13 protein-coding genes and 2 tRNA genes are annotated in these 19,537 nt (G+C 74.7%); 9 read left to right on the top strand and 6 right to left on the bottom strand.

Annotated elements, in window-relative coordinates; translation table 11 throughout:
* Window positions 1-24: 24 nt before the first annotated feature.
* From QQS41_RS03940 to QQS41_RS03930, 3 genes are all read left to right on the top strand, one after another.
* Entirely contained in the window at window positions 25-783 is a 759-nt protein-coding gene (locus tag QQS41_RS03940) for an MBL fold metallo-hydrolase (RefSeq protein WP_448851370.1), read from the top strand.
* A gap of 37 nt (window positions 784-820) precedes the next feature.
* On the top strand, window positions 821-1,600 hold the full coding sequence (gene rph / locus QQS41_RS03935) for a ribonuclease PH (RefSeq protein WP_448851369.1): 780 nt from the start codon (window positions 821-823) through the stop codon (window positions 1,598-1,600).
* A 171-nt stretch (window positions 1,601-1,771) separates the two neighbouring features.
* Entirely contained in the window at window positions 1,772-2,470 is a 699-nt protein-coding gene (locus tag QQS41_RS03930; RefSeq protein WP_448851368.1) for a non-canonical purine NTP pyrophosphatase, read from the top strand.
* An 81-nt stretch (window positions 2,471-2,551) separates the two neighbouring features.
* Here the strand turns inward: QQS41_RS03930 and QQS41_RS03925 are convergent, their stop codons facing one another.
* The gene (locus QQS41_RS03925; RefSeq protein ID WP_448851367.1) at window positions 2,552-2,935 is read right to left on the bottom strand and encodes a DUF3817 domain-containing protein; all 384 of its coding nucleotides are present in this window, start codon (window positions 2,933-2,935) and stop codon (window positions 2,552-2,554) included.
* The gene (locus QQS41_RS03920; RefSeq protein ID WP_448851366.1) at window positions 2,932-3,315 is read right to left on the bottom strand and encodes a hypothetical protein; all 384 of its coding nucleotides are present in this window, start codon (window positions 3,313-3,315) and stop codon (window positions 2,932-2,934) included. Before QQS41_RS03920 ends, QQS41_RS03925 begins: the two co-directional genes overlap by 4 nt.
* A 133-nt stretch (window positions 3,316-3,448) precedes the next feature.
* Between QQS41_RS03920 and QQS41_RS03915 the strand changes: the two genes are divergently transcribed.
* From QQS41_RS03915 to acpS, 4 genes are all read left to right on the top strand, one after another.
* Window positions 3,449-3,530: transfer RNA gene (locus tag QQS41_RS03915), tRNA-Leu, on the top strand.
* 1 nt (window position 3,531) lies between these two features.
* On the top strand, window positions 3,532-3,843 hold the full coding sequence (locus QQS41_RS03910) for a hypothetical protein (RefSeq protein WP_448851365.1): 312 nt from the start codon (window positions 3,532-3,534) through the stop codon (window positions 3,841-3,843).
* An 881-nt stretch (window positions 3,844-4,724) separates the two neighbouring features.
* Window positions 4,725-13,721 (top strand): fatty acid synthase subunit beta domain-containing protein, encoded by an 8,997-nt coding sequence (locus QQS41_RS03905; RefSeq protein ID WP_448851967.1) that lies wholly within the window; start codon window positions 4,725-4,727, stop codon window positions 13,719-13,721.
* Between the two features lie 9 nt (window positions 13,722-13,730).
* Window positions 13,731-14,156, top strand: coding sequence for a holo-ACP synthase AcpS (acpS, locus tag QQS41_RS03900; RefSeq protein ID WP_448851364.1), 426 nt, complete (start codon window positions 13,731-13,733; stop codon window positions 14,154-14,156).
* 541 nt (window positions 14,157-14,697) lie between these two features.
* Here acpS and QQS41_RS03895 read toward each other — a convergent pair.
* Window positions 14,698-15,396, bottom strand: coding sequence for a TetR family transcriptional regulator (locus QQS41_RS03895; protein ID WP_448851363.1), 699 nt, complete (start codon window positions 15,394-15,396; stop codon window positions 14,698-14,700).
* Window positions 15,389-15,907 carry a thioredoxin-dependent thiol peroxidase gene (gene bcp / locus QQS41_RS03890; protein WP_448851362.1) on the bottom strand — a complete coding sequence of 173 codons (519 nt, stop codon included), beginning with the start codon at window positions 15,905-15,907 and terminating at the stop codon, window positions 15,389-15,391. The genes QQS41_RS03895 and bcp overlap by 8 nt, the downstream gene beginning before the upstream one ends.
* Window positions 15,908-16,016: 109 nt before the next feature.
* On the opposite strand from bcp, the gene QQS41_RS03885 reads away from it, so the two are divergent.
* Window positions 16,017-16,304 carry a DUF3618 domain-containing protein gene (locus tag QQS41_RS03885; RefSeq protein WP_448851361.1) on the top strand — a complete coding sequence of 96 codons (288 nt, stop codon included), beginning with the start codon at window positions 16,017-16,019 and terminating at the stop codon, window positions 16,302-16,304.
* Here QQS41_RS03885 and QQS41_RS03880 read toward each other — a convergent pair whose 3' ends face one another.
* Both QQS41_RS03880 and QQS41_RS03875 read right to left on the bottom strand, forming a co-directional pair.
* Window positions 16,305-17,372, bottom strand: coding sequence for a cation:dicarboxylate symporter family transporter (locus tag QQS41_RS03880; RefSeq protein ID WP_448851360.1), 1,068 nt, complete (start codon window positions 17,370-17,372; stop codon window positions 16,305-16,307).
* Window positions 17,373-17,491: 119 nt separating this feature from the next.
* Window positions 17,492-17,564 (bottom strand) — tRNA-Lys (locus QQS41_RS03875).
* Window positions 17,565-18,301: 737 nt separating this feature from the next.
* Here QQS41_RS03875 and QQS41_RS03870 point away from each other — a divergent pair.
* Window positions 18,302-19,495, top strand: a complete 1,194-nt coding sequence (locus tag QQS41_RS03870; RefSeq protein WP_448851359.1) for a L,D-transpeptidase — start codon at window positions 18,302-18,304, stop codon at window positions 19,493-19,495.
* The last annotated feature ends 42 nt before the right edge of the window (window positions 19,496-19,537 follow it).

Raw genomic sequence — 19,537 nt, 5'->3', positions numbered from 1 at the left:
CCGTTCGCGTGGCATGCTGGGGGCATGCGCGTGACGGTCTTGGGATGCTCCGGGAGCCTCGTCGGCCCCCGTGAGCCGGCCTCCGGGTACCTCGTCGAGCACGACGGCGGGCGCTTCGTCATGGACATGGGCACCGGCGTCCTCGGCGCGCTGCAGGACCACGCCGATCCGGCGGAGGTCGACGTCGTCCTCACGCACCTCCACGGCGACCACTGCCTCGATCTGCAGGGGCTGCTCATCTGGCGCCGCTTCCACCCGACCAAGCCCGCCGAGGGGCGCGCGCTGCTGTACGGGCCGGAGGGAACCGCGGAGCGCATCGGCCGCATCTCCGCCGACCACGCCGACGGCATGGACGACATCTCCGACACCTTCGACGTCCGCCGCGTCCGCCACGGCGAGCCGTTCACCCTGCACGGGGTGGAGGTGACGCCCGCGACGATGGTCCACCCCGTCGAGGCGTACGGCTACCGCGTCACCGCCGGCGGCGTCACCGTCGCCTACACCGGCGACACCGCCTGGCACGACGGGCTCGTCCCGTTCGCCCGCGGCGTCGACGTGCTGTTCTGCGAGGCGACGTGGTGCAGCACCCCGGAGGGCAAGCCCGGCGGCATGCACATGTCGGGCTACGAGGCGGGCATCCTCGCCCGCGAGGCCGGGGTGCGCATCCTGGCGCTGGCGCACATCCCGCCCTACGGCGACCCGGACTGCTGCCTCGCCGCCGCCCGGTCGGAGTTCGACGGCGAGACCGTCATCGCCCGCTCCGGCATGGTCGTCGGGGACTGACCGCGGCGCCGTCGCCCGCCCCGGTAGCGTGGGCCCCATGAGCGACACCACCGAGAACTTCGTCCGCGCCGACGGCCGCGCCCTCGACGAGATGCGCCCCGTCACCATCACCCGCGGCTTCACCGACAATCCGGCCGGCTCCGTGCTGGTCACCTTCGGCAACACCCGCGTGATGTGCACCGCCTCCGTGGAGCAGTCGGTGCCGCGCTTCAAGCGCGACTCCGGCGAGGGCTGGCTGACCGCCGAGTACGCGATGCTGCCGGCGGCGACGCACGACCGTATGCCGCGCGAGGCGACGAAGGGCAAGGTCAAGGGCCGCACCCAGGAGATCTCCCGCCTCATCGGCCGCTCCCTCCGCGCCGCGGTGGATCTCAAGCAGCTGGGCGAGAACACCATCAACATCGACTGCGACGTGCTGCAGGCCGACGGCGGCACCCGCACCGCGTCCATCACCGGCGCCTACGTCGCGCTGGCCGACGCGCTGACCTACCTCCACGCCGCGGGCGCGGTGCCGGGCGCGCCGCTGCAGCCGCCGGTGGCCGCGGTGTCGGTCGGCATCGTCGACGGCCGCGTGTGCCTGGACCTGCCGTACGAGGAGGACTCGCGGGCGGAGGTCGACCTCAACGTCGTCATGAACGCCGCCGGCGACTTCGTGGAGATCCAGGGCACCGGCGAGGCCGGCGTCTTCGGCCGCGAGCAGCTGAACGCCATGCTCGACTCCGCGGAGAAGGGCCTGAAGGAGCTCATCACGGCGCAGCAGGAGGCGCTGCGCGCCCCGTACCCGGGCGAGCTGCCCGATCCGACGGCCCGCGCCTGACGCGCGCGCCCGCCGCGCGGGGGTCGTGCGCGGTGCGGGTGACGTCGTCACGCACGTCCCGCGTGACGACGTCACCCTCATGCGGGGGTGGCGGCGGGGGACGACCGCCCGGATAATTTCCGGTGAACAGGGTTCCCGTCCCGGGGGCCCGCGCACCGGAAGGAGCGGGACATGAAGATCCTGGTGGCCACCCGCAATGCCAAGAAGCTCACGGAGCTGTCGCGCGTGCTCGAGGCGGCCGACGTCACGGGCGTCGAGCTCGTCGGCATCGACGACGTCGGTGACTACCCCGAGCGCCCCGAGGACGGCCGCACCTTCGAGGACAACGCCTACATCAAGGCCCGCGACGGCGCCCGCGCCACCGGCCTGCCGTGCCTGGCCGACGACTCCGGCCTCGCGGTCGACGAGCTGTCCGGCATGCCCGGCGTCCTGTCGGCCCGCTGGTCAGGCGGCCACGGCGACGACGAGGCGAACTACCGCCTCCTGCTGGCGCAGATGCGCGACGTGCCGGACCGCCGCCGCGGCGCGGCGTTCGTCTCCGCCGTGGTGCTGGTCGTCCCCGGCGCCGACGCCGCCGGCGACGGCGTCGCCCCCGACTCCGGCTTCGGCGACGACGTGTACACCTACCGCGGCGAATGGCGCGGCCGCGTCATCCGCGAGCCCCGCGGCGACGGAGGCTTCGGCTACGACCCGGTGTTCGTGCCGCACGAGGAGGACTCGCGCGTCGCCGCCGGCCGCGACCTCGACGTCCACCCGGAGGCCCGCACCGCCGCGGAAATGACGCCGGACGAGAAGGACGCGGTCAGCCACCGCGGCCGCGCCCTGCGCCAGCTCGTGCCGCAGATCGCGCTGCTGGCGGCGGGGAAGTAGCCCGCCCACGCGAAACGGGGCCGCGGCCGGGAATCACCCGGCCGCGGCCCCGTCGTCACGCAACGGACGCCGCGTCGCGCGCTACGGCTCGAACTTCGCCACGACCTCGCGGCGGCGCGCCGCCTCCACGAAGAACGACAGGAACGGCACCACGCCGCCCAGCGCGGTGACGATCCACTTCGACGGCGCCCACCGCGCCTTCGTGCCCAGGTTCACCACCGCGATGAGGAACGCCATGTAGCAGTAGCCGTGCACCACGGCGACCCACGTGAACCACGCCGGCTTGTCCTGCCCGTCGCCGAACGAGTAGCCCATGAAGCCGTACACGGCGATCATCACGGCCAGCAGGCCCAGCAGCATCACGCCCGTCACGTACGCGGTGACGGAGAAGAACCGCAGCGCCGTGCGGACGCGGCGCTTGCGCTGGGGATTCGGGGAAATCGGGGCCTGGTTCTCGGCGGTCACTTGTCCTCCACGGGGTCCTGGTCGTCGGTGGTGCCGGCGGCGCGTGAGCCCGGGCGGTCGGGCAGGAAGCCCTCCGGGATCTCCGTCATCGCGTCGCGGGAGGAGACGGCGGCCTCCATGTTGCCGCGCGCCCGCTCCTTCTCGTACTGCATGTACTTGCGGTACGCCCAGATGAAGAACGCGCCGAACGCCGGCCACTGGAACGCGTAGCCGAGGTTCTGGAACGAGCTGGTCGTCTCCCACCGGCTGAACTGCCAGTAGGCCAGCGCGAAGGTCGCCGCCACCGCGGCGACGAGGAAGATCAGCTGGACGACGCGCACGCGCCTGCTCAGCGGCGGCTTCTGCGTCTCCGCATCCTGGGTACCGGTGTTGCCTGACACGCCCTCCAGGGTATCCGGTTATGCTTTTCCGCGTCCCCGCGCCCCCCACCCCGCGACCCGCGGACGGGGCGCCCAGGAGGCCGCCGCTGCATGGGCGGCGCGCAGGGGCGGCCGGCGTGGCCGCGCGGGGCCGGCGCCCGTGGCGGAACTGGCAGACGCGCAGGATTTAGGTTCCTGTGCCCGAGGGCGTGGGGGTTCGAGTCCCCCCGGGCGCACATGAGCATCTCCCGGCACCTCGACGCCTGGCTCGCCGAACGCGGCATCCGCCCCGACGACGCCATCGTCAGCGAGGACCCGTGCGCCGTGTTCGACGGCAGGGTCCTCGACTCCGAGGGGCGCGAGACGTCCGCGCCCGCGCCCGCCGGGGGCGGTGCGCCGTGCGAGGACGGCGGGGCCGGGGAGGGCGCCGCGGGCGCAGGTGGTGCCGGCTACGCCGAGTCGCGTGACGACGGGTCGCGTGACGACGAGGCCGCGCCGGACGTCGAGGACGCCGCCGGCCTCGTGCGCCGCCTCCTCGACGGGGAGTAGGGCGCGGGGACGGGGCGGGGACGGGGCCGCGGGGAGGCGGCCGCCGCCCGTGATGTTCATCACTTGCGGAAAATAATTGTCGGAATGTCGGCATCGGGGGTCTCCAGCGGGTTCGTCCGGCGCGCCGCCGCCGGAGCTGATGGAAACATCGCGAAACGGGGGTCCGGGGACCGGGCAGGGGTGCCGTCGCAACGCGAAACATGACGGAATCCTCACGATTCTGTGGCATATTCGTTTGACGACGGAAACGGAACCGTGATGTCCGGGCTCGGAGGGGCCCGGACCCGGACGTTTCCGGCCGGCCGCGGGGGAGCGGGGCGGGCCCGGAGTCGCACGGCCCGGCCCCGCCCCCGCGGACGGCACGGACCCGACGACGATCACCCCGAACCCGAGGAGCAATCAGCGTGACCGTGACCCCAGCCCAGGAGCACCGCACCGCCGCCGACGCCCTGTCGGTCTTCCGCAGCGGAGGGACCGCGGCCCGCCGCCGCGTCATCGCCCCGACGCTCGCCCAGCGCCTGAACGACGGCGAGACCTTCGCCCTGAGCTTCTCCGGCCAGGGCTTCCCGTGGCTGGAGACCCTGACCACGTGCGTCCTCGCCGGCGTCGACGGCCGCCTGCGCCGCGCCCTCGCCGACGCCGACGCGACGCTCGCGCCCGTCGCCGATCGCCTCGCCGGCCAGCGCCCCGACGGCTTCGACCCCGTCGCCTGGGCGGAGACCGCCGCCGGCGCGGCCGCCGCCGACTCCGACCCCGTCGCCGAGACCGACGCCGGCGCCGCCGCCGAGAAGGCCCGCGACGCCGCGGCCGCGCTCGCCGCCCTGCCGGATCTCGACGCCCCGGCCGTCAGCGCCCCGGGCATCGTCGCCGCCCAGATCGCCATGCTCGACCTGCTGGCCGCCCAGGGCGTCGACGCGTCCGCGGCGACGTCCGCCATCGGCCACTCCCAGGGCGTGCTCGGCGCCGAGGCCGCCCTCCACCCGGAGCGCGCCGCCGACGTGCTGGCCGTCGCCCAGATCCTCGGCGCCTGCGTCGCCCGCCACGGGCGCATGACGGGCCTGGCCGCGCCGGCCGCGGCGAACACGGGCGCGGGCGACGGCGCGCAGGACGCCGCCGGCCCGATGCTCTCCGTCACCGGCGCCACCACCGACCAGGTCCGCCCGCACCTCGCGGGCTCCGCCGTCGTCGGCCTGGTCAACGGCCGCGAGCAGGTCGTGGTCGTCGGCACGCCCCGCGACGTCGCCGCCACCGCCGCCAACCTCGACGCCGCCGCCGAGCGCGATGCGGGGGAGCTGGCGGACAAGCTCCGCGGCGGCCGCCCCTTCGCCCCGCGCCACCGCACCCTGCCGGTCGGCGCGGGCTTCCACCACCCGGAGATGCGCGGCGCCGTCGAGGAGGCCGTGGAGCTCGCGGAGCTCGCCGGCATCGACGCCGCCTTCGCCCGCCGCCTGGCGGAGCACGTGCTGGTCGACGCCGTCGACTGGCCTGCCCAGGTCGACGCCGCGGCCGCGGACGCCGACTGGATCATCGAGGTCGGCCCCGGCGCCGGCGTCGCCCCGCTGACCCGCGGCCTGCTGGAGGGCACCGGCGTCGGCGTCGTCGCCGCCGCGCTCGACGCCGGCCAGGCCGAGCTCTTCGAGCCGGGCTCCGCCCCCGCCGCGCCCGCGACGTGGGCGGCGCACCGGCCCGCCGTCGTCACGCGGGGCGGCCGCGCACGCGTGGAGACCGCCTTCACCCGCGCCACCGGCCGCTCGCCGATCCTCCTCGGCGGCATGACGCCGACGACGGTGGACCCGGCGATCGTCGCCGCGGCCGCCAACGCCGGCCACTGGGCCGAGCTCGCCGGCGGCGGCCAGGTCACCCCGGAGGTGTTCCGCGGCAACGTCGCGAAGCTCGCCGATCTGCTTGACGACGGCGCCTCCGCCCAGTTCAACACCATGTTCCTCGACCCGTACCTGTGGGGCATGCACATCGGGTCGCGCCGCCTGGTGCAGCGCGCGGTGGCCGACGGCGCGCCCATCGACGGCGTGACGGTCTCCGCGGGCATCCCGGAGACCGACGACGCCGTCGCGCTGGTCCGGGAGCTCCACGAGGCGGGCATCCCGCACGTGTCCTTCAAGCCCGGCACCGTCGCCCAGATCCGCCGGGTGCTCGACATCGCCGACGCTGTGGCGGAGTCCGGTCCGGCCGGCGCCTCCGTCATCATCCAGGTGGAGGGCGGCCGCGCCGGCGGCCACCACTCCTGGGAGGAGCTCGACGACCTGCTGCTGGCGACCTACGGCGACATCCGCGCCCGCGGCAACGCCGTGCTGGCCGTCGGCGGCGGCATCGGCCGCCCGGAGCAGGCCGCCGACTACCTCACCGGCGCGTGGGCCCGCCGCCACGGCCGGCCCGCGATGCCGGTCGACGCGATCATCGTTGGCACCGCGGCCATGGCCGCGAAGGAGTCGACGGCGTCGGCGGGCGTGAAGCGCCTGCTCGCCGAGACCCCGGGCACCGACGCGTGGGTGCCCGCCGGCGGCGCCATCGACGGCATGGCCTCCGGCCGCTCCCAGCTGGGCGCCGACATCCACGAGATCGACAACGCCGCCGCCCGCGCCGGCCGCCTGCTCGACGAGGTCGCCGGCGACGCCGAAGCCGTCGCCGCCCGCCGCGACGAGATCATCGCCGCCATCGACGCCACCGCGAAGCCCTACTTCGGCGACGTCCGCGCCATGACGTACCGCGAGGTCATGGACCGCTACGTGGAGCTGGCCGCCCCGGCCGGCGAATTCCTGGACCCCAGCTGGGCGACCCGCTTCGGCGAGCTGCTCGACCGCTTCGAGGCCCGCCTGGCCGACGCCGACTCCGGCGAGGTCGACTCCGTCCGCGGCTCCGGCGTGCCCGCGCCGGGCGACGCCGCGGTCATGGCGGAGCACTACGACTGCGACGCCGTGCTGCACCCGGCCGACGCCGCGTTCTTCCTCGACGCCTGCCGCACCCCCGGCAAGCCCGTGAACTTCGTCCCCGTCATCGACGCGGACGTGCGCCGCTGGTGGCGCTCCGACTCGCTGTGGCAGGCCCACTGCGAGCACTACGACGCCGACGGCGTCTGCATCATCCCCGGCACCGCCGCCGTCGCCGGCATCGAGCGCGCCGACGAGCCGGTCGCCGACATCCTCGGCCGCTTCGAGGACGCCGCCGCCCGCGCGCTGCTGGCCGACGCCGCGGACGCCGCCGCGCGTGACGACGAGAACCCGGCGCGTGACGACGAGAGCCCCGCGCCCGCCGAGGCCCCGGCCGACCCCGTCGCGGCCGTCCTCGCCGCCCCGGCCGTCCACTGGGCCGGCCGCCAGACCGTCAACCCCGTCCACCGCCTCGGCGCGCCGGGCCAGTGGCAGATGGACGCCGCCCATGACGGCGCCGTCCACGCCGCCACCGGCGCCCGCCTGGACTGCGACGGCGACGCCGCCGTGGCCCTCGTCGTCCCGCTGGCCCACGTCGGCCGCCCCGCCGAGCTGCGCCTGGGCATCGCCGCCCCGGCCGCCCCGGGCCTGCTGCCCGTCATCGGGGAGGACGCCGCCGTCGCCGCCATGACGGAGCTGACCCGCATCGCCGCCGGCGGCGAGCTGCCCGCCCCCGACGTCGACGGCGTCCTGACCTGGGAGTCCGACTGGACCGCCGCCCGCGCCGCCGACCACTGCGCCGTCACCGGCGGCGACCGCACCGCCCCCGACGCCCTGGTCGGCCACGCCTGGCCCGCCATCTTCGCCGCCGTCGCCCACGGCCGCGCGGGCGCCGGCACCGGCGAGGACGGCACCGGCGCCCGCGTCGTCGAGGGCATGCTGTCGCTGGTCCACCTCGAGCACCACGTCCGACTGCTGGGCGACCTGCCCGCCGACGGCGCGCGCCTGCGCGTCGCCGCCCGCGTCGACGAGGTCGCCGACACCGAGATGGGCCGCGTCGTCGTGGTCCGCGCCACCGTCGACGAGGTCCCCGTCGTCACGCGCGACGGCGACCGCGGCGCCGACCGCAACGACGACCGCGGCGACGCAAGCCCCCGCCCCGTCGCCGCGCTCACCGAGCGCTTCGCCATCCGCGGCCGCGGCGGCGACGCCACCGCGCAGCTGAACACCGTCCCGCTGCCGACGGTGGAGGACACCCCGCGGTCGTTCCGCCACCGCCGCACCGTGACGGCGCCGCAGTCGATGCGCGCCTTCGCCGCGGTCACCGGCGACCGCAACCCCATCCACGTCGACGACCGGGCCGCGCGCCTGGCGGGCCTGCCGGGCGTCATCGCCCACGGCATGTGGCTCTCCGCCGCCGCGGAGCACGCCGCGGCGGAGGGCCCGGCGGGCCTCGGCGGGGAGGTCCGGGAGTTCACCGCGACCATGCTCGCCCCGGTCCTGCCGGGCCAGGACGTGGAGCTCGTCGTCGAGCGCCGCGGCCTGGACGTCCGCCCGGGCCTCGGCGAGGTCCGCGAGGTCACCGCGACCGTCGGAGGGGAGCTGGTGCTCACCGCCACCGCCGTCCTCGCCGCGCCGCGCACGTTCTACGCCTTCCCCGGCCAGGGCATCCAGCAGAAGGGCATGGGCCTGGCGGCCCGCACCGAGTCCGCGGCCGCCCGCCGCGCCTGGGACGCCGCGGACGCCCACACCCGGGAGCGCCTCGGCTTCTCCGTCCTCGCCATCGTGCGCGACAACCCGACGGAGATCACCGTCCGCGGCCGCCGCTTCCACCACCCGGACGGCGTCCTGAACCTCACGCAGTTCACGCAGGTCGCCATGGCCACCCTGGGCCTGGCGCAGGCCGCGCAGCTGCGGGAGGCGGGCGTGCTGGACGAGGACGCCTGGTTCGCCGGCCACTCCGTCGGCGAGTACAACGCCCTGGCCGCCTTCGCCGGCGTCGTCGGCGCGGGCGAGGTGCTGGAGATGGTCTACCACCGCGGCCTGACCATGCACGGCCTCGTGCCGCGCGACGCGGAGGGCCGCTCAAACTACGGCCTGTCCGCCCTGAAGCCCGACAAGGCGGGCGTGGCGGAGGACGACGTCGTCGCGTTCGTCGATCGCGTCGCCGCCGACTCCGGCGAGTTCCTGCAGGTCGTGAACCTCAACCTGGCGGGCCGCCAGTACGCCGTCGCGGGCACGAACGCGGGCCTGGCGGCGCTGGCGGAGGCCGCCGGCGACGCCGCCGTCGTCCGCATCCCGGGCATCGACGTGCCGTTCCACTCGCGCGTGCTGCGCGACGGCGTCGACGAGTTCCGCGGCCACCTCGACCGCCTGCTGCCGGAGCGCATCGACCCGGCGCCGCTGGTCGGCCGCTACGTCCCGAACCTGACGGCACGCCCGTTCGCGCTGACGGAGGACTTCGTCCGCGGCATCGCCGACGTCGTCGACTCCGACATCGTCGCGGGCATCCTCGCGGACTTCGACGCGGCCGCCGCGGACCCGGGCCGCCTGGCCCGCACGCTGCTGCTGGAGCTCATGGCCTGGCAGTTCTGCTCCCCGGTGCGCTGGATCGAGACCCAGGACCTGGTGCTGGGGGAGTGCGGCGTCTCCCGCGTCGTGGAGATCGGCGTCGGCGCCGCCCCGACCATCGCCACGCTGGCGGCGCGCACGGCGCAGCTGCCGCGCCACCGCGACCGCGACGTCACGGTCCTCAACGTCGAGCGTGACGCCGCCGCGGTGTTCGCGGTGGACGAGGAGCGCGCGCCGGATGCGGCGGCGGACGGTTCCGCGGATGCGCGTGACGACGCCTCCCTCTCCGGCTCCGACGGCGCCGGGGAGCACCCCGCGCCCGCCGCGACGGCCGCCGAGGCGGTGGCCGCGGAGTCCGCGGGCGACGGCGCGGCCGCCGCCCCGGCCCCGGCCGCCCCGGCTGCGGGCGCCGGCGCCGAGCGCCCCGACGACATCGCCGTCTCCCCGGGCGAGGCCGTCGAGTTCCTCATCGCCCTGTGGACCAAGGTCCGCCCCGACCAGATGGGCGCCGCCGACAGCATCGAGACGCTCGTCGACGGCGTGAGCTCCCGCCGCAACCAGCTGCTGCTCGACCTGGGCACCGAGTTCGGCCTGGGCTCCATCGACGGCGCCGCGGACGCCGACCTGCCGACCCTGTCCGCCAAGGTCGCCGGCATGGCCCGCGGCTGGACGCCGTGGGGCCCGGTCCTGTCGGAGTCCGTCGCCGACGGCCTGCGCCGCGTCACCGGCCCCGCCGGCGCCCGCGCCTCCGCCGTCGCCGACCGCGTCACCGGCACGTGGCAGCTCGGCCCCGGCTGGGCCGACGCCGTCGCCGCCGAGGTCGTCCTCGGCACCCGCGAGGGCGCCTCCCTGCGCGGCGGCGACCTCGGCCACCTGGCCGCCGCCGCGCCGACCTCGCAGGCGGAGCTCGACGCCGTCGTCGACGCCGCCGTGCAGGCCGTCGCCGCCCGGCGCGGCATCGCCGTCGCCCTGCCGCAGGCCGGCGGCGACGGCGGCGGGGTCGTCGACTCCGCGGCCCTCGGCGCCTTCGCCGAGCGCGTCACCGGCTCCGACGGCGTCCTGGCGGTCGCCGCCCGCACCATCCTCGAGCAGCTCGGCCACCAGCCGACCGGCGCCGTCGACTTCGACGCCGACGACGCCGACGAGCGGCTGCTCGACCTCGTGACCGCGGAGCTCGGCTCCGACTGGCCGCGCCTGGTCACCCCGGCGTTCGACGCCGACAAGGCGGTGCTCGTCGACGACCGCTGGGCCACCGAGCGAGAGGACCTCGCCCGCATGTGGGCGGGCACGGGCGACGCCCCGGCCCGCGTCACCGGCGCCGCCGCGGCCCAGGCCGCCTGGTGGGCCCGCCGCGCCGAGGCCGCCGGCCGCGATGAGCTGGCCGCCGCCTACCGGGACCTCGCCGACCGCGCCGAGGCCGAGGCCGCGGCGGCCGCCGCCGGCGACGCCGTGCCGGGGGAGTTCTCCGGTGACGTCGCCGTCGTCACCGGCGCCTCCCCGGACTCCATCGCCGCGGCCGTCGTCACCGAGCTGCTGGCCGGCGGCGCGACCGTCGTGGCCACTACCTCCTCGCTGTCGCCGTCCCGCCTGGCGTTCTACAAGGACCTTTACCGCCGCCACGCCCGCGACGGCGCCGCCCTGTGGGTCGCGCCCGCGAACCTGACCAGCTACCAGGACCTCGACGCCCTGGTGGAGTGGATCGGCGCGGAGCAGACGGCGACCGTCGGCGGCGGCAGCGTCGTCGTCAAGCCCGCCATGCGCCCCACCCTGCTGTTCCCCTTCGCCGCGCCCCGCGTCGCCGGCACCCTCGCCGACGCCGGCCCCGCCGCGGAGATGCAGATGCGCCTGCTGCTGTGGTCCGTCGAGCGCCTCATCGCCGGCCTGTCCGGCATCGGCGCCGACCACGACGTCGACGGCCGCCTCCACGTCGTCCTGCCCGGCTCGCCCAACCGCGGCCGCTTCGGCGGCGACGGCGCCTACGGCGAGTCGAAGGCCGCGCTCGACGCGCTCGTCGCCCGCTGGCATGCGGAGGACTCCTGGCGCGGGCGCACCTCCCTGGTCCACGCCCTCATCGGCTGGGTCCGCGGCACCGGCCTCATGGGCGGCAACGACCCGCTCGTCGACGCCGTCGAGGCCAAGGGCGTGCGCACCTTCTCCACCGCGGAGATGGCCCGCGAGCTCATCGCCCGCGCCACCGCCGGCGTCCGCGCCGAGGCCGCGGAGGCGCCCGTCACCGCCGACCTGACCGGCGGGCTCGGCGACGTCGACCTGAACATGTCCGCCCTGGCGGCGGAGGCGCAGGAGGCCGCGGCGGCCGCCACCGGCGACGACGCCGCCGCCTCGCCCGCCGGCGCCGCCGGCTCCCCGGACGCCACCGCCGCGGACGGCGGCGCCGGAGCCGGAGCGGAGAACGTCGCAAAGCACGACGCGACCCGCAGCCTGCGCGCGCTGCCCAACCCCCTGCGACCCCTGCCGCGCACCGCGCCCGACTTCGGCGGCGTGACCTGCGCGCCCGAGGACATGGTCGTCATCGTCGGCGCCGGCGAACTCGGCCCCTGGGGCTCCTCCCGCACCCGCTTCGAGGCCGAGACCGGCGACCTCTCCGCCGCCGGCGTCATCGAACTCGCCTGGTCCATGGGCCTCATCGAATGGGACGGCGGCTGGGTCACCGCCGACGGCCAGGACATCGACGAGGCCGACGTCGCCGACCGCTACCGCGACGAGGTCCTCGCCCGCGTCGGCGTCCGCCGCTACGGCGACGACGGCGACCTGGTCGACAACACCATGACCGAGCTGACCACCGTCTACCTCGACCGCGACCTGTCCTTCCCCGTCCGCGACCGCGCCGCCGCCGCGACGTTCGTCGACTCCGACCCGGACAACACGACCGCGGCGCCCGACGGCGACACCGGCGAGTGGATCGTCACCCGCCGCGCCGGCACCGCCGTCCAGGTGCCCCGCCGCATGGCCATGAGCCGCTACGTCGGCGGCCAGATCCCCGAGGACTTCGACCCCACCGTCTGGGGCATCCCCGCCGACATGGCCGACAACCTCGACCGCGTCAGCCTCTGGAACATCGTCACCACCGTCGACGCGTTCCTGTCCTCCGGCTTCACCCCCGCCGAGCTGCTCGAGCACGTCCACCCCGGCCGCGTCAGCTCCACCCAGGGCACCGGCATCGGCGCCATGGAGTCGCTGCGCAGCCTGTACATCGACGGCATCCTCGGCAACCCCCGCGCCAACGACGTCCTGCAGGAGGCGCTGCCCAACGTCATCGCCGCGCACGTCATGCAGTCCTACGTCGGCGGCTACGGCCAGATGGTCCACCCCGTCGCCGCGTGCGCCACCGCCGCCGTCTCGGTGGAGGAGGGCATGGACAAGATCCGCCTGGGCAAGGCCGACGTCGTCGTCGCCGGCGGCTTCGACGACCTGTCCACCGAGGGCATCACCGGCTTCGGCGACATGGCCGCCACCGCCGACTCCGCGGTCCTCGAGGCGAAGGGCATCGACCACGCCCGCTTCTCCCGGCCCAACGACCGGCGCCGCGCCGGCTTCGTCGAATCCGCCGGCGGCGGCACCGTGCTGCTCGCCCGCGGCAGCGTTGCCCGCGACCTCGGGCTGCCGGTCCTCGGCGTCGTCGCCTACGCGTCGAGCTTCGCCGACGGCGCCCACACGTCCATCCCCGCGCCGGGCCTCGGCGCGCTCGGCGCCGGCCGCGGCGGGGAGTCCTCCGACCTGGCGCGGGCGCTGGCCGCCCACGGCGTCTCCGCCGACGAGGTCGCCGTGCTGTCCAAGCACGACACCTCCACCAACGCCAACGACCCCAACGAGTCGGAGCTGCACGAGCGCCTCGCCGACGCCCTCGGCCGCGACGCCGCGAACCCGCTGTTCGTCGTGTCGCAGAAGTCCCTGACGGGCCACGCGAAGGGCGGCGCCGCCGCGTTCCAGATGATCGGCCTGACCCAGGTGCTGCGCACCGGCGTCATCCCCGCCAACCGGTCCCTCGACTGCGTCGACCCGGTGCTGGCCCGCCACGGGCGGCTGGTGTGGCCGACGGCCCCGCTGCCGTTCGGCGACGCCCTGCCGCTGAAGGCCGGCTTCGTGACGTCCCTCGGCTTCGGCCACGTCTCCGCCCTCGTCGCCATCGTCCACCCGGAGGCGTTCGCCGCCGCCGTGGCCGCCGCCGACGGGGATGAGGCGGCGCGGGCGTGGCGGGAGGCCGCCGCGGAGCGCGAGGCCGCCGGCCTGCGGCGCATCGACGACGGCATCCACGGCGGCGCCGTCCTGTTCGAGCGCACCGAGGGGCGCCGCCTCGGCGACGGCGCCGGCTGGCCGTCGATCGCGGCCCTCGAGCAGGCCGCCATCCTCGACCCGGCGGCGCGGCTGCGCGGCGGGGTGCTGACGCCGGGCGCGGCGGGCTAGGCGGCGCGGATGCACGCCGTCGGCATCGACCTGGTGCACGTCCCGGGCTTCGCGGAGCAGCTCGCCGTCCCCGGCAGCTCCTTCGCCCGCCGGGCCTTCGCCCCCGGGGAGCGGGCCGCCGCCGAGCGCCGCGGCCTGTCCGGCGACGCCCTGGCCCGGCACCTCGCCGGCCGGTGGGCGGTGAAGGAGGCCGTGGTCAAGGCCTGGTCGCAGGCCCTGTTCGGCCAGGCCCCGCCGATTGCGCGGGACCGCCTGGACTGGACGGAGATCGAGTGCGTCGCCGACGCGTGGGGCCGCCTGTCGGTCCGGCTGCACGGCGCGGCGGCGGAGGCGTTCGCCGCCGGCGTGGCCGCCGACGTCCCGGGCGCGGCATTCGAGGTCTCCGTCAGCCACGACGGCGACTACGCCGTGGCGGTCGCGCTGCTCGCGGACTAGGGGAGGGGGCTTGACGACGGGGCCCGCCCGGCCCCGCGGCCCGCCCCGGACCGTGCTCCGCGCATTCCTCCCGGCCTCCCCTCCGGATGGTCCCCGCGCCGGCCTCGCACCCCGCCCGGCTCCTCCGCCAGATGGAGCGGTTTCGGCAAACGGGACCCACGTATACCGGGGTCCCATCCGCCGAAACCGCTCCATCTGCGTCGAGGGGCCCGTCGCAACGGGGTCCCGACTGCCGGAATCCGTCCCGACCGCCGAAAACGCTCCATCCGGAGCAGCGTGGGCCGCCGCGCACCGCAGGTCGCCGCCCCGGGCCGGCGCATGTACGTCGTTTCGACCCGCTTGACGACGCCGCCCGCCGGCCCCGGACACCGCCAGACCCACTTTTGGCCGTTCCGACCCAGATAGAACAGGGTCGGAACGGCCGAAAGTGGGTCTGGCCGGCGGGGAGGGCGGTAGAACGGGGTCGAAACGACCCTGCCGGAGACGCCCTGGGGACGGTCCGCGCCGCCGGGGGCACCCCGCGCGACCCCGGGCGACCCCGCTACCCCTCCAGCGGCCCCCGCGCCCGCTGCCCGCGCGCCTGGGCCCCGCCGATCTCGGTCAGGTACGCGATGAGCATGCGCTTGACCTCCTGGACCGTCAGCTCGTAGTGCGGGCCGACGCCGTCGGGGCCGAGCTCGGACGGGTTCTGCACGCTGAAGTTCAGCAGCGAGAACGTCGTGTGGATGAGCAGCCCGGCGATGAACTCGCGCACCTCGTCTTCGGCGTGCGGCATGAGCGGGGCGAGGACGACGCTGATGGCCTCGATGAGCTCGCTCTCCGTGTCCGCGGCGGTCGCCCGCGTCGCCGGGGTGGACTGGACGGCGAGCCACACGGCGCGGCGGGAGACGTCGTCATGCCACAGCTCGGCGACGTGGTCGATGAACTCGGACAGGAACTCGGGCCACTCCAGCGCCGGGACGCGCTGGGCGAAGCGGCGCAGCTCGTCGACGACGCCGGCGGCGTCCTGCCGGTCGAGCTCGCAGATCATCGCGTACTTGTTCGCGAAGAACTGGTACAGCGTCCCGATGGGCACGTCGGCGCGCTTCGCGACCTCGTCGAACGTGAACGACTCGAAGCCGACGTCGACGAGGGTCTCGCGCGCGGCGGTGAGGATGCGGGCGAACCGCTCGCGGGAGCGGGCCTGGGCGGGGCGGCGCCGCGGGAACAGCAGCTCCGCCCGGGGGTCGGGGCTACTCACCGTCCAGGGCTGCGATGTCGCGCAGGACGCGGCCGACGTGACCCTTGGCGCGGACGTTGTACCAGGCCTTCTCGACGGTGCCGTCGGCGCCGACGAGGACGGTGGAGCGGATGACGCCCTGGACGATCTTGCCGTAGTTCTTCTTCTCGCCGAACGCGCCCCAGGCGGCCATCGTCTCCTTGGACGGGTCGGACAGGAGGGTGAAGCCGAGGCCGTGGTCGTCGCGGAACTTGGCCAGCTTCTCCGGCTTGTCGGGGGAGATGCCGACGACGTCGACGCCGGCGTCGTTGAACGCGGCGGTCTCGTCGCGGAAGTCGCAGGCCTCGGTGGTGCAGCCGGGGGTGTTGGCGCGCGGGTAGAAGTACACGAGGACGCGGCGGCCGGCGTAGTCGCCGAGCGACACCTCGCGGCCGTCGTCGGCGGCGAGGGTGAAGGCGGGGGCGGCGTCGCCGGGCTCGAGGCGCGGCGTGGGGGCGGGCTGCGGGGTCGCGGTGGCGTCGTTGGCGGTCATGCCCGTGATGGTAGCGGTGGTTTCCGGCCCGCGGGCCCGTCCCGCGGGGTCCGCAGGTGTTAAGGTCAAGCGCAGACTGTGTCCGACGAAACGAAGCATGGGAGTCCCCGTGGCCCGCAACATTGACGCCATTCAGCGCGACATCGAGCGCAACCGCAAGCAGCTCGCCCAGACCCTCGACGAGCTGGCCGAGCGCTCCAACCCGAAGACCATCGCCGACGACGCGAAGTCCCAGGCGCAGGACAAGCTGAAGGACCCGAAGGTCCAGGCGATCCTCGGCGTGTGCGCCGCCGCGGTCGTCGGCCTGGTGCTGGCGAACGTGGTCCGCGGCCGCAACCGCAAGAAGGAGATCGCGCGCATCCGCGAGCTCATCGAGAACGTCACCGACTCCAAGTAGTCACAGGGCACCGCGACGGCGGCGCCGGCCCCCGGGTTTCCGGGTGGGCCGGCGCCGCCGTCCGTTCGTTCGCGGGGTGGTTCGCGTGACGACGCCCCGCGCGGCTCGCTGCCGCCTGCGGGGTGCGGGTGCGCGGGTTCCCCGCGCGGTGCCGTGCGACGCTCCCCGCCGCGGCTCGACGGCGCCGCCCTTGGTCAGTCGTGGACGACGACGGAATCCGTCTTCGTGCTTTCTTCGCGAATCGGCGTGGCCGTGCGGTCGCCGCTGACTGCACGGCGAAGGGCGTCCCGGTCGAGGGTTCCCTCGGACGACACGGCAGATGACCGCGAACACGAGCAGCAGGAGGAAACCGGCTCCGTAGCAGGCGAGGATGAGGAAGGCGAAGGACTTCATCGACTCGATGCCGTACTGGCCGATGACGAACGCCATCGCGGCGAAGGCGCCGATCGGAGCCAGCCGCATGATCCAGCCCATCACCCGGAAGAGGAGCTGGGAGGCCTCCTCGATGAGCCCGATGATGCGCGATTCGGCGTGCTTCCGGTGGATGGCCAGGGCGACGCCGGCGATGACGGCCAGGAAGAGGACCTGCAGGAGATTGCCGTCGGTGAAGGCGCCGAGAGCCGAAGACGGGATGATGCCGAGGATGAACTCCGTCGTGCCGGGCAGCTCCTCGCCCTTCGTCGCCTCCTCCAGTGCGGCTCCACCGGAGGAGAGCGTGGCGGGGTCGATGTCGAAGCCATCGCCGGGGCGCAGCACGTTGCCGACCACGAGCCCGAGGACGAGCACGAAGCCGGGGACGACCGTGAAGTAGGCGATGGTCTTGAGACCGATCCTGCCGAGCGCCGAGACATCGCTCATCTTCGCGATGCCGAGGACGGCCGTGACGAAGACGATCGGCGCGATGAGGACCTTGATGAGGGAGATGAATCCCGTGGCGACCGGCTGCAGGGCCTGGCCGATATCGGGGAAGAAGGCTCCCAGGGCGATGCCGCCGATGATGGCGACGAGCAGTTGGACGAAGAGGTTCGACGCGATGCGCCGCCGTGGACGTGATGGTGAATCGGACATGTGCCCGAAGGGTATGGGCGGGGGATTGCCCCGATGTTTCCCCCATGTGAGGTCGCCTTGACGTCTGGTCGTCCCGCGCATGCAAAAACCCCGCCGGGAAGAACCCGGCGGGGAAGTTGTACGCCATCAGGGACTCGAACCCCGAACCCGCTGATTAAGAGTCAGCTGCTCTACCAATTGAGCTAATGGCGCTCGTCTCTCCGCTTCGGGGCTGTGCCCTTGTCGCGGCGACGAAGAGAAATATAACCCCCTCCCCGAGAACTTGTAAAATCGGCAGGTCAGAACGGGTTTTCGCGTGCTTCATAAGCGTGCTTGTTCAGCCGTCGTTCACGTGCCGGTCGCCGGGAATCCCGCGGATCCGCCTCCGGGGAGGGGTTGGGGTGGGGCAGGGCCCCGATCCCCGGGACTTCCGGGCTCGCAGGCCCTTCGATGGCGCGTGGGGGGCGCCGCCGCGCACTGCCGACTTTCCGTCGTGCCGCCCCCGTCCCGCGCCGCCGCGCCGGCGGCGCCCCGCCGTGGCGGTGTCCGTCGTCGCGCACGCGAGGGCGACCCCGTATCCGGCCGCGCGATTCCGTGCCCGTCGCACCGGCCTGTGGACGACATCGCCTTGACCGATAATCAAGATTGCATAACGAAACCATCGCTTCATGCAGAACCATAAAGGTGACGCGTCAACCTCCTGACCTGCGGGGACGCCCCGTTCACCGAATCGTGACCGTTCAGCGCCCTGATCGGGTTCCCGGAACCGCCTGCGACTGGGCTACTGTGGGGCTTCACGCGCCACCGGGCCGACGGTCCGGGGGCCGCCCGGCGAGCGCACCCCGCCGCGCGGCCCGGGGACCGCGGGCGGACGCGCCGACGCAGCCGCGCCCGCCGCGCCGACCGGTGGAGCCCAGCCGCAAGCCGTCGTCAGGAGCCGTGTAACCGACATGAGGAAGTCGATGAACCCGCGCAACCGCCGCAACCGCCGGCGCGCCGGCGCAGCCGTCGCGCTGATGACCGTCGCGATGCTCGGCGCCGCCTGCACCGTCGACGGGCCCGGCGGGTCCGACGGGGGAGCCGCGCAGGCCGAGGAGGTGCTGAAGCCCAACTTCAGCGTCGGCGACGGCGACGAGGGCGTGTCCGTGCTCGACCCGGTGACCGTGTCCGTCGAGGACGGGAAGCTGGACAAGGTCGTCATGACCAACGAGGAGGGCGGAGAGGTCGAGGGCTCCCTCAACGAGGACGGCACCGTCTGGACCACCGGCGAGGTGCTCGGCTACGGCCGCACGTACACCATCGCCGCGACCGCGGAGGGCCGCACGACGGAGCGGACCTTCACCACCGTGTCGCCGACCTACACGGCCGAGTCGTACATCTCCCCGGCGGAGGAGGCCGTCGTCGGCGTCGGCGCCGTCGTCGAGATCAACTTCGACGTCGCCGTGCCGGACCGCCAGGCGGCGCAGGACTCCATCAAGATCACGACGGACCCGCCGGTCGACGGCGCGTTCTACTGGTACTCCGGTAGCCAGGTCCGCTGGCGCCCGGCGGAGTTCTGGGAGCCCGGCACGAAGGTGTCGGTCGAGGTCGGCGCGTACGGCAGGGACCTGGGCGGCGACGTCTACGGCGGCGACACCTCCACCTCGAACTTCACCATCGGCGACGAGATCATCGCCGTCGCCGACGACGCGACGAAGACCATGACGGTCTCCCGCAACGGCGTCGCCGAGATGTCGATGCCCATCTCCATGGGCCGCGACGCGTGGCTGACCCCGAACGGCATCTACCGCGTCGGCGAGCAGCGCGAGTCGATGATCATGGACTCCTCCACCTTCGGCCTGTCCCAGGCGGAGGGCGGCTACCGCACGAAGGTGCAGTACGCGACGCAGCTGTCGTACTCCGGCATCTACGTCCACGCCGCCCCGTGGTCGGTCGGCGCGCAGGGCAGCTACAACGCCTCGCACGGCTGCATCAACGTCACCACGGCGAACGCGAAGTGGTTCATGGAGAACACGAAGCCGGGCGACATCGTCATCGTCCAGAACACCAAGGGCGACACCCTGTCGGGCTGGGACGGCCTCGGCGAGTGGAACGTCCCGTGGGAGACGTGGAAGAAGGGCAACGCGGACCAGGGCTCCGAGTAGGGCCCCGGCCCCTCCCTGGTCACCGTCGTTCGCGTGACGACG

It is taken from the genome of Corynebacterium sp. 335C (genome assembly GCF_053525695.1).
Note: the sequence above shows the minus strand (reverse complement) of the source record. Positions and strands in the feature narration are given on the sequence as shown.

Excerpts from the sequence above, each read along its gene's own strand:
- QQS41_RS03940 (WP_448851370.1), top strand. The coding sequence starts at position 25 with ATGCGCGTGACGGTCTTGGGATGCTCCGGGAGCCTCGTCGGCCCCCGT.
- rph (WP_448851369.1), top strand. The coding sequence starts at position 821 with ATGAGCGACACCACCGAGAACTTCGTCCGCGCCGACGGCCGCGCCCTC.
- QQS41_RS03930 (WP_448851368.1), top strand. The coding sequence starts at position 1,772 with ATGAAGATCCTGGTGGCCACCCGCAATGCCAAGAAGCTCACGGAGCTG.
- QQS41_RS03910 (WP_448851365.1), top strand. The coding sequence starts at position 3,532 with ATGAGCATCTCCCGGCACCTCGACGCCTGGCTCGCCGAACGCGGCATC.
- QQS41_RS03905 (WP_448851967.1), top strand. The coding sequence starts at position 4,725 with ATGCTCGACCTGCTGGCCGCCCAGGGCGTCGACGCGTCCGCGGCGACG.
- acpS (WP_448851364.1), top strand. The coding sequence starts at position 13,731 with ATGCACGCCGTCGGCATCGACCTGGTGCACGTCCCGGGCTTCGCGGAG.
- bcp (WP_448851362.1), bottom strand. The coding sequence starts at position 15,907 with ATGACCGCCAACGACGCCACCGCGACCCCGCAGCCCGCCCCCACGCCG.
- QQS41_RS03880 (WP_448851360.1), bottom strand. The coding sequence starts at position 17,372 with ATGTCCGATTCACCATCACGTCCACGGCGGCGCATCGCGTCGAACCTC.
- QQS41_RS03870 (WP_448851359.1), top strand. The coding sequence starts at position 18,302 with ATGAGGAAGTCGATGAACCCGCGCAACCGCCGCAACCGCCGGCGCGCC.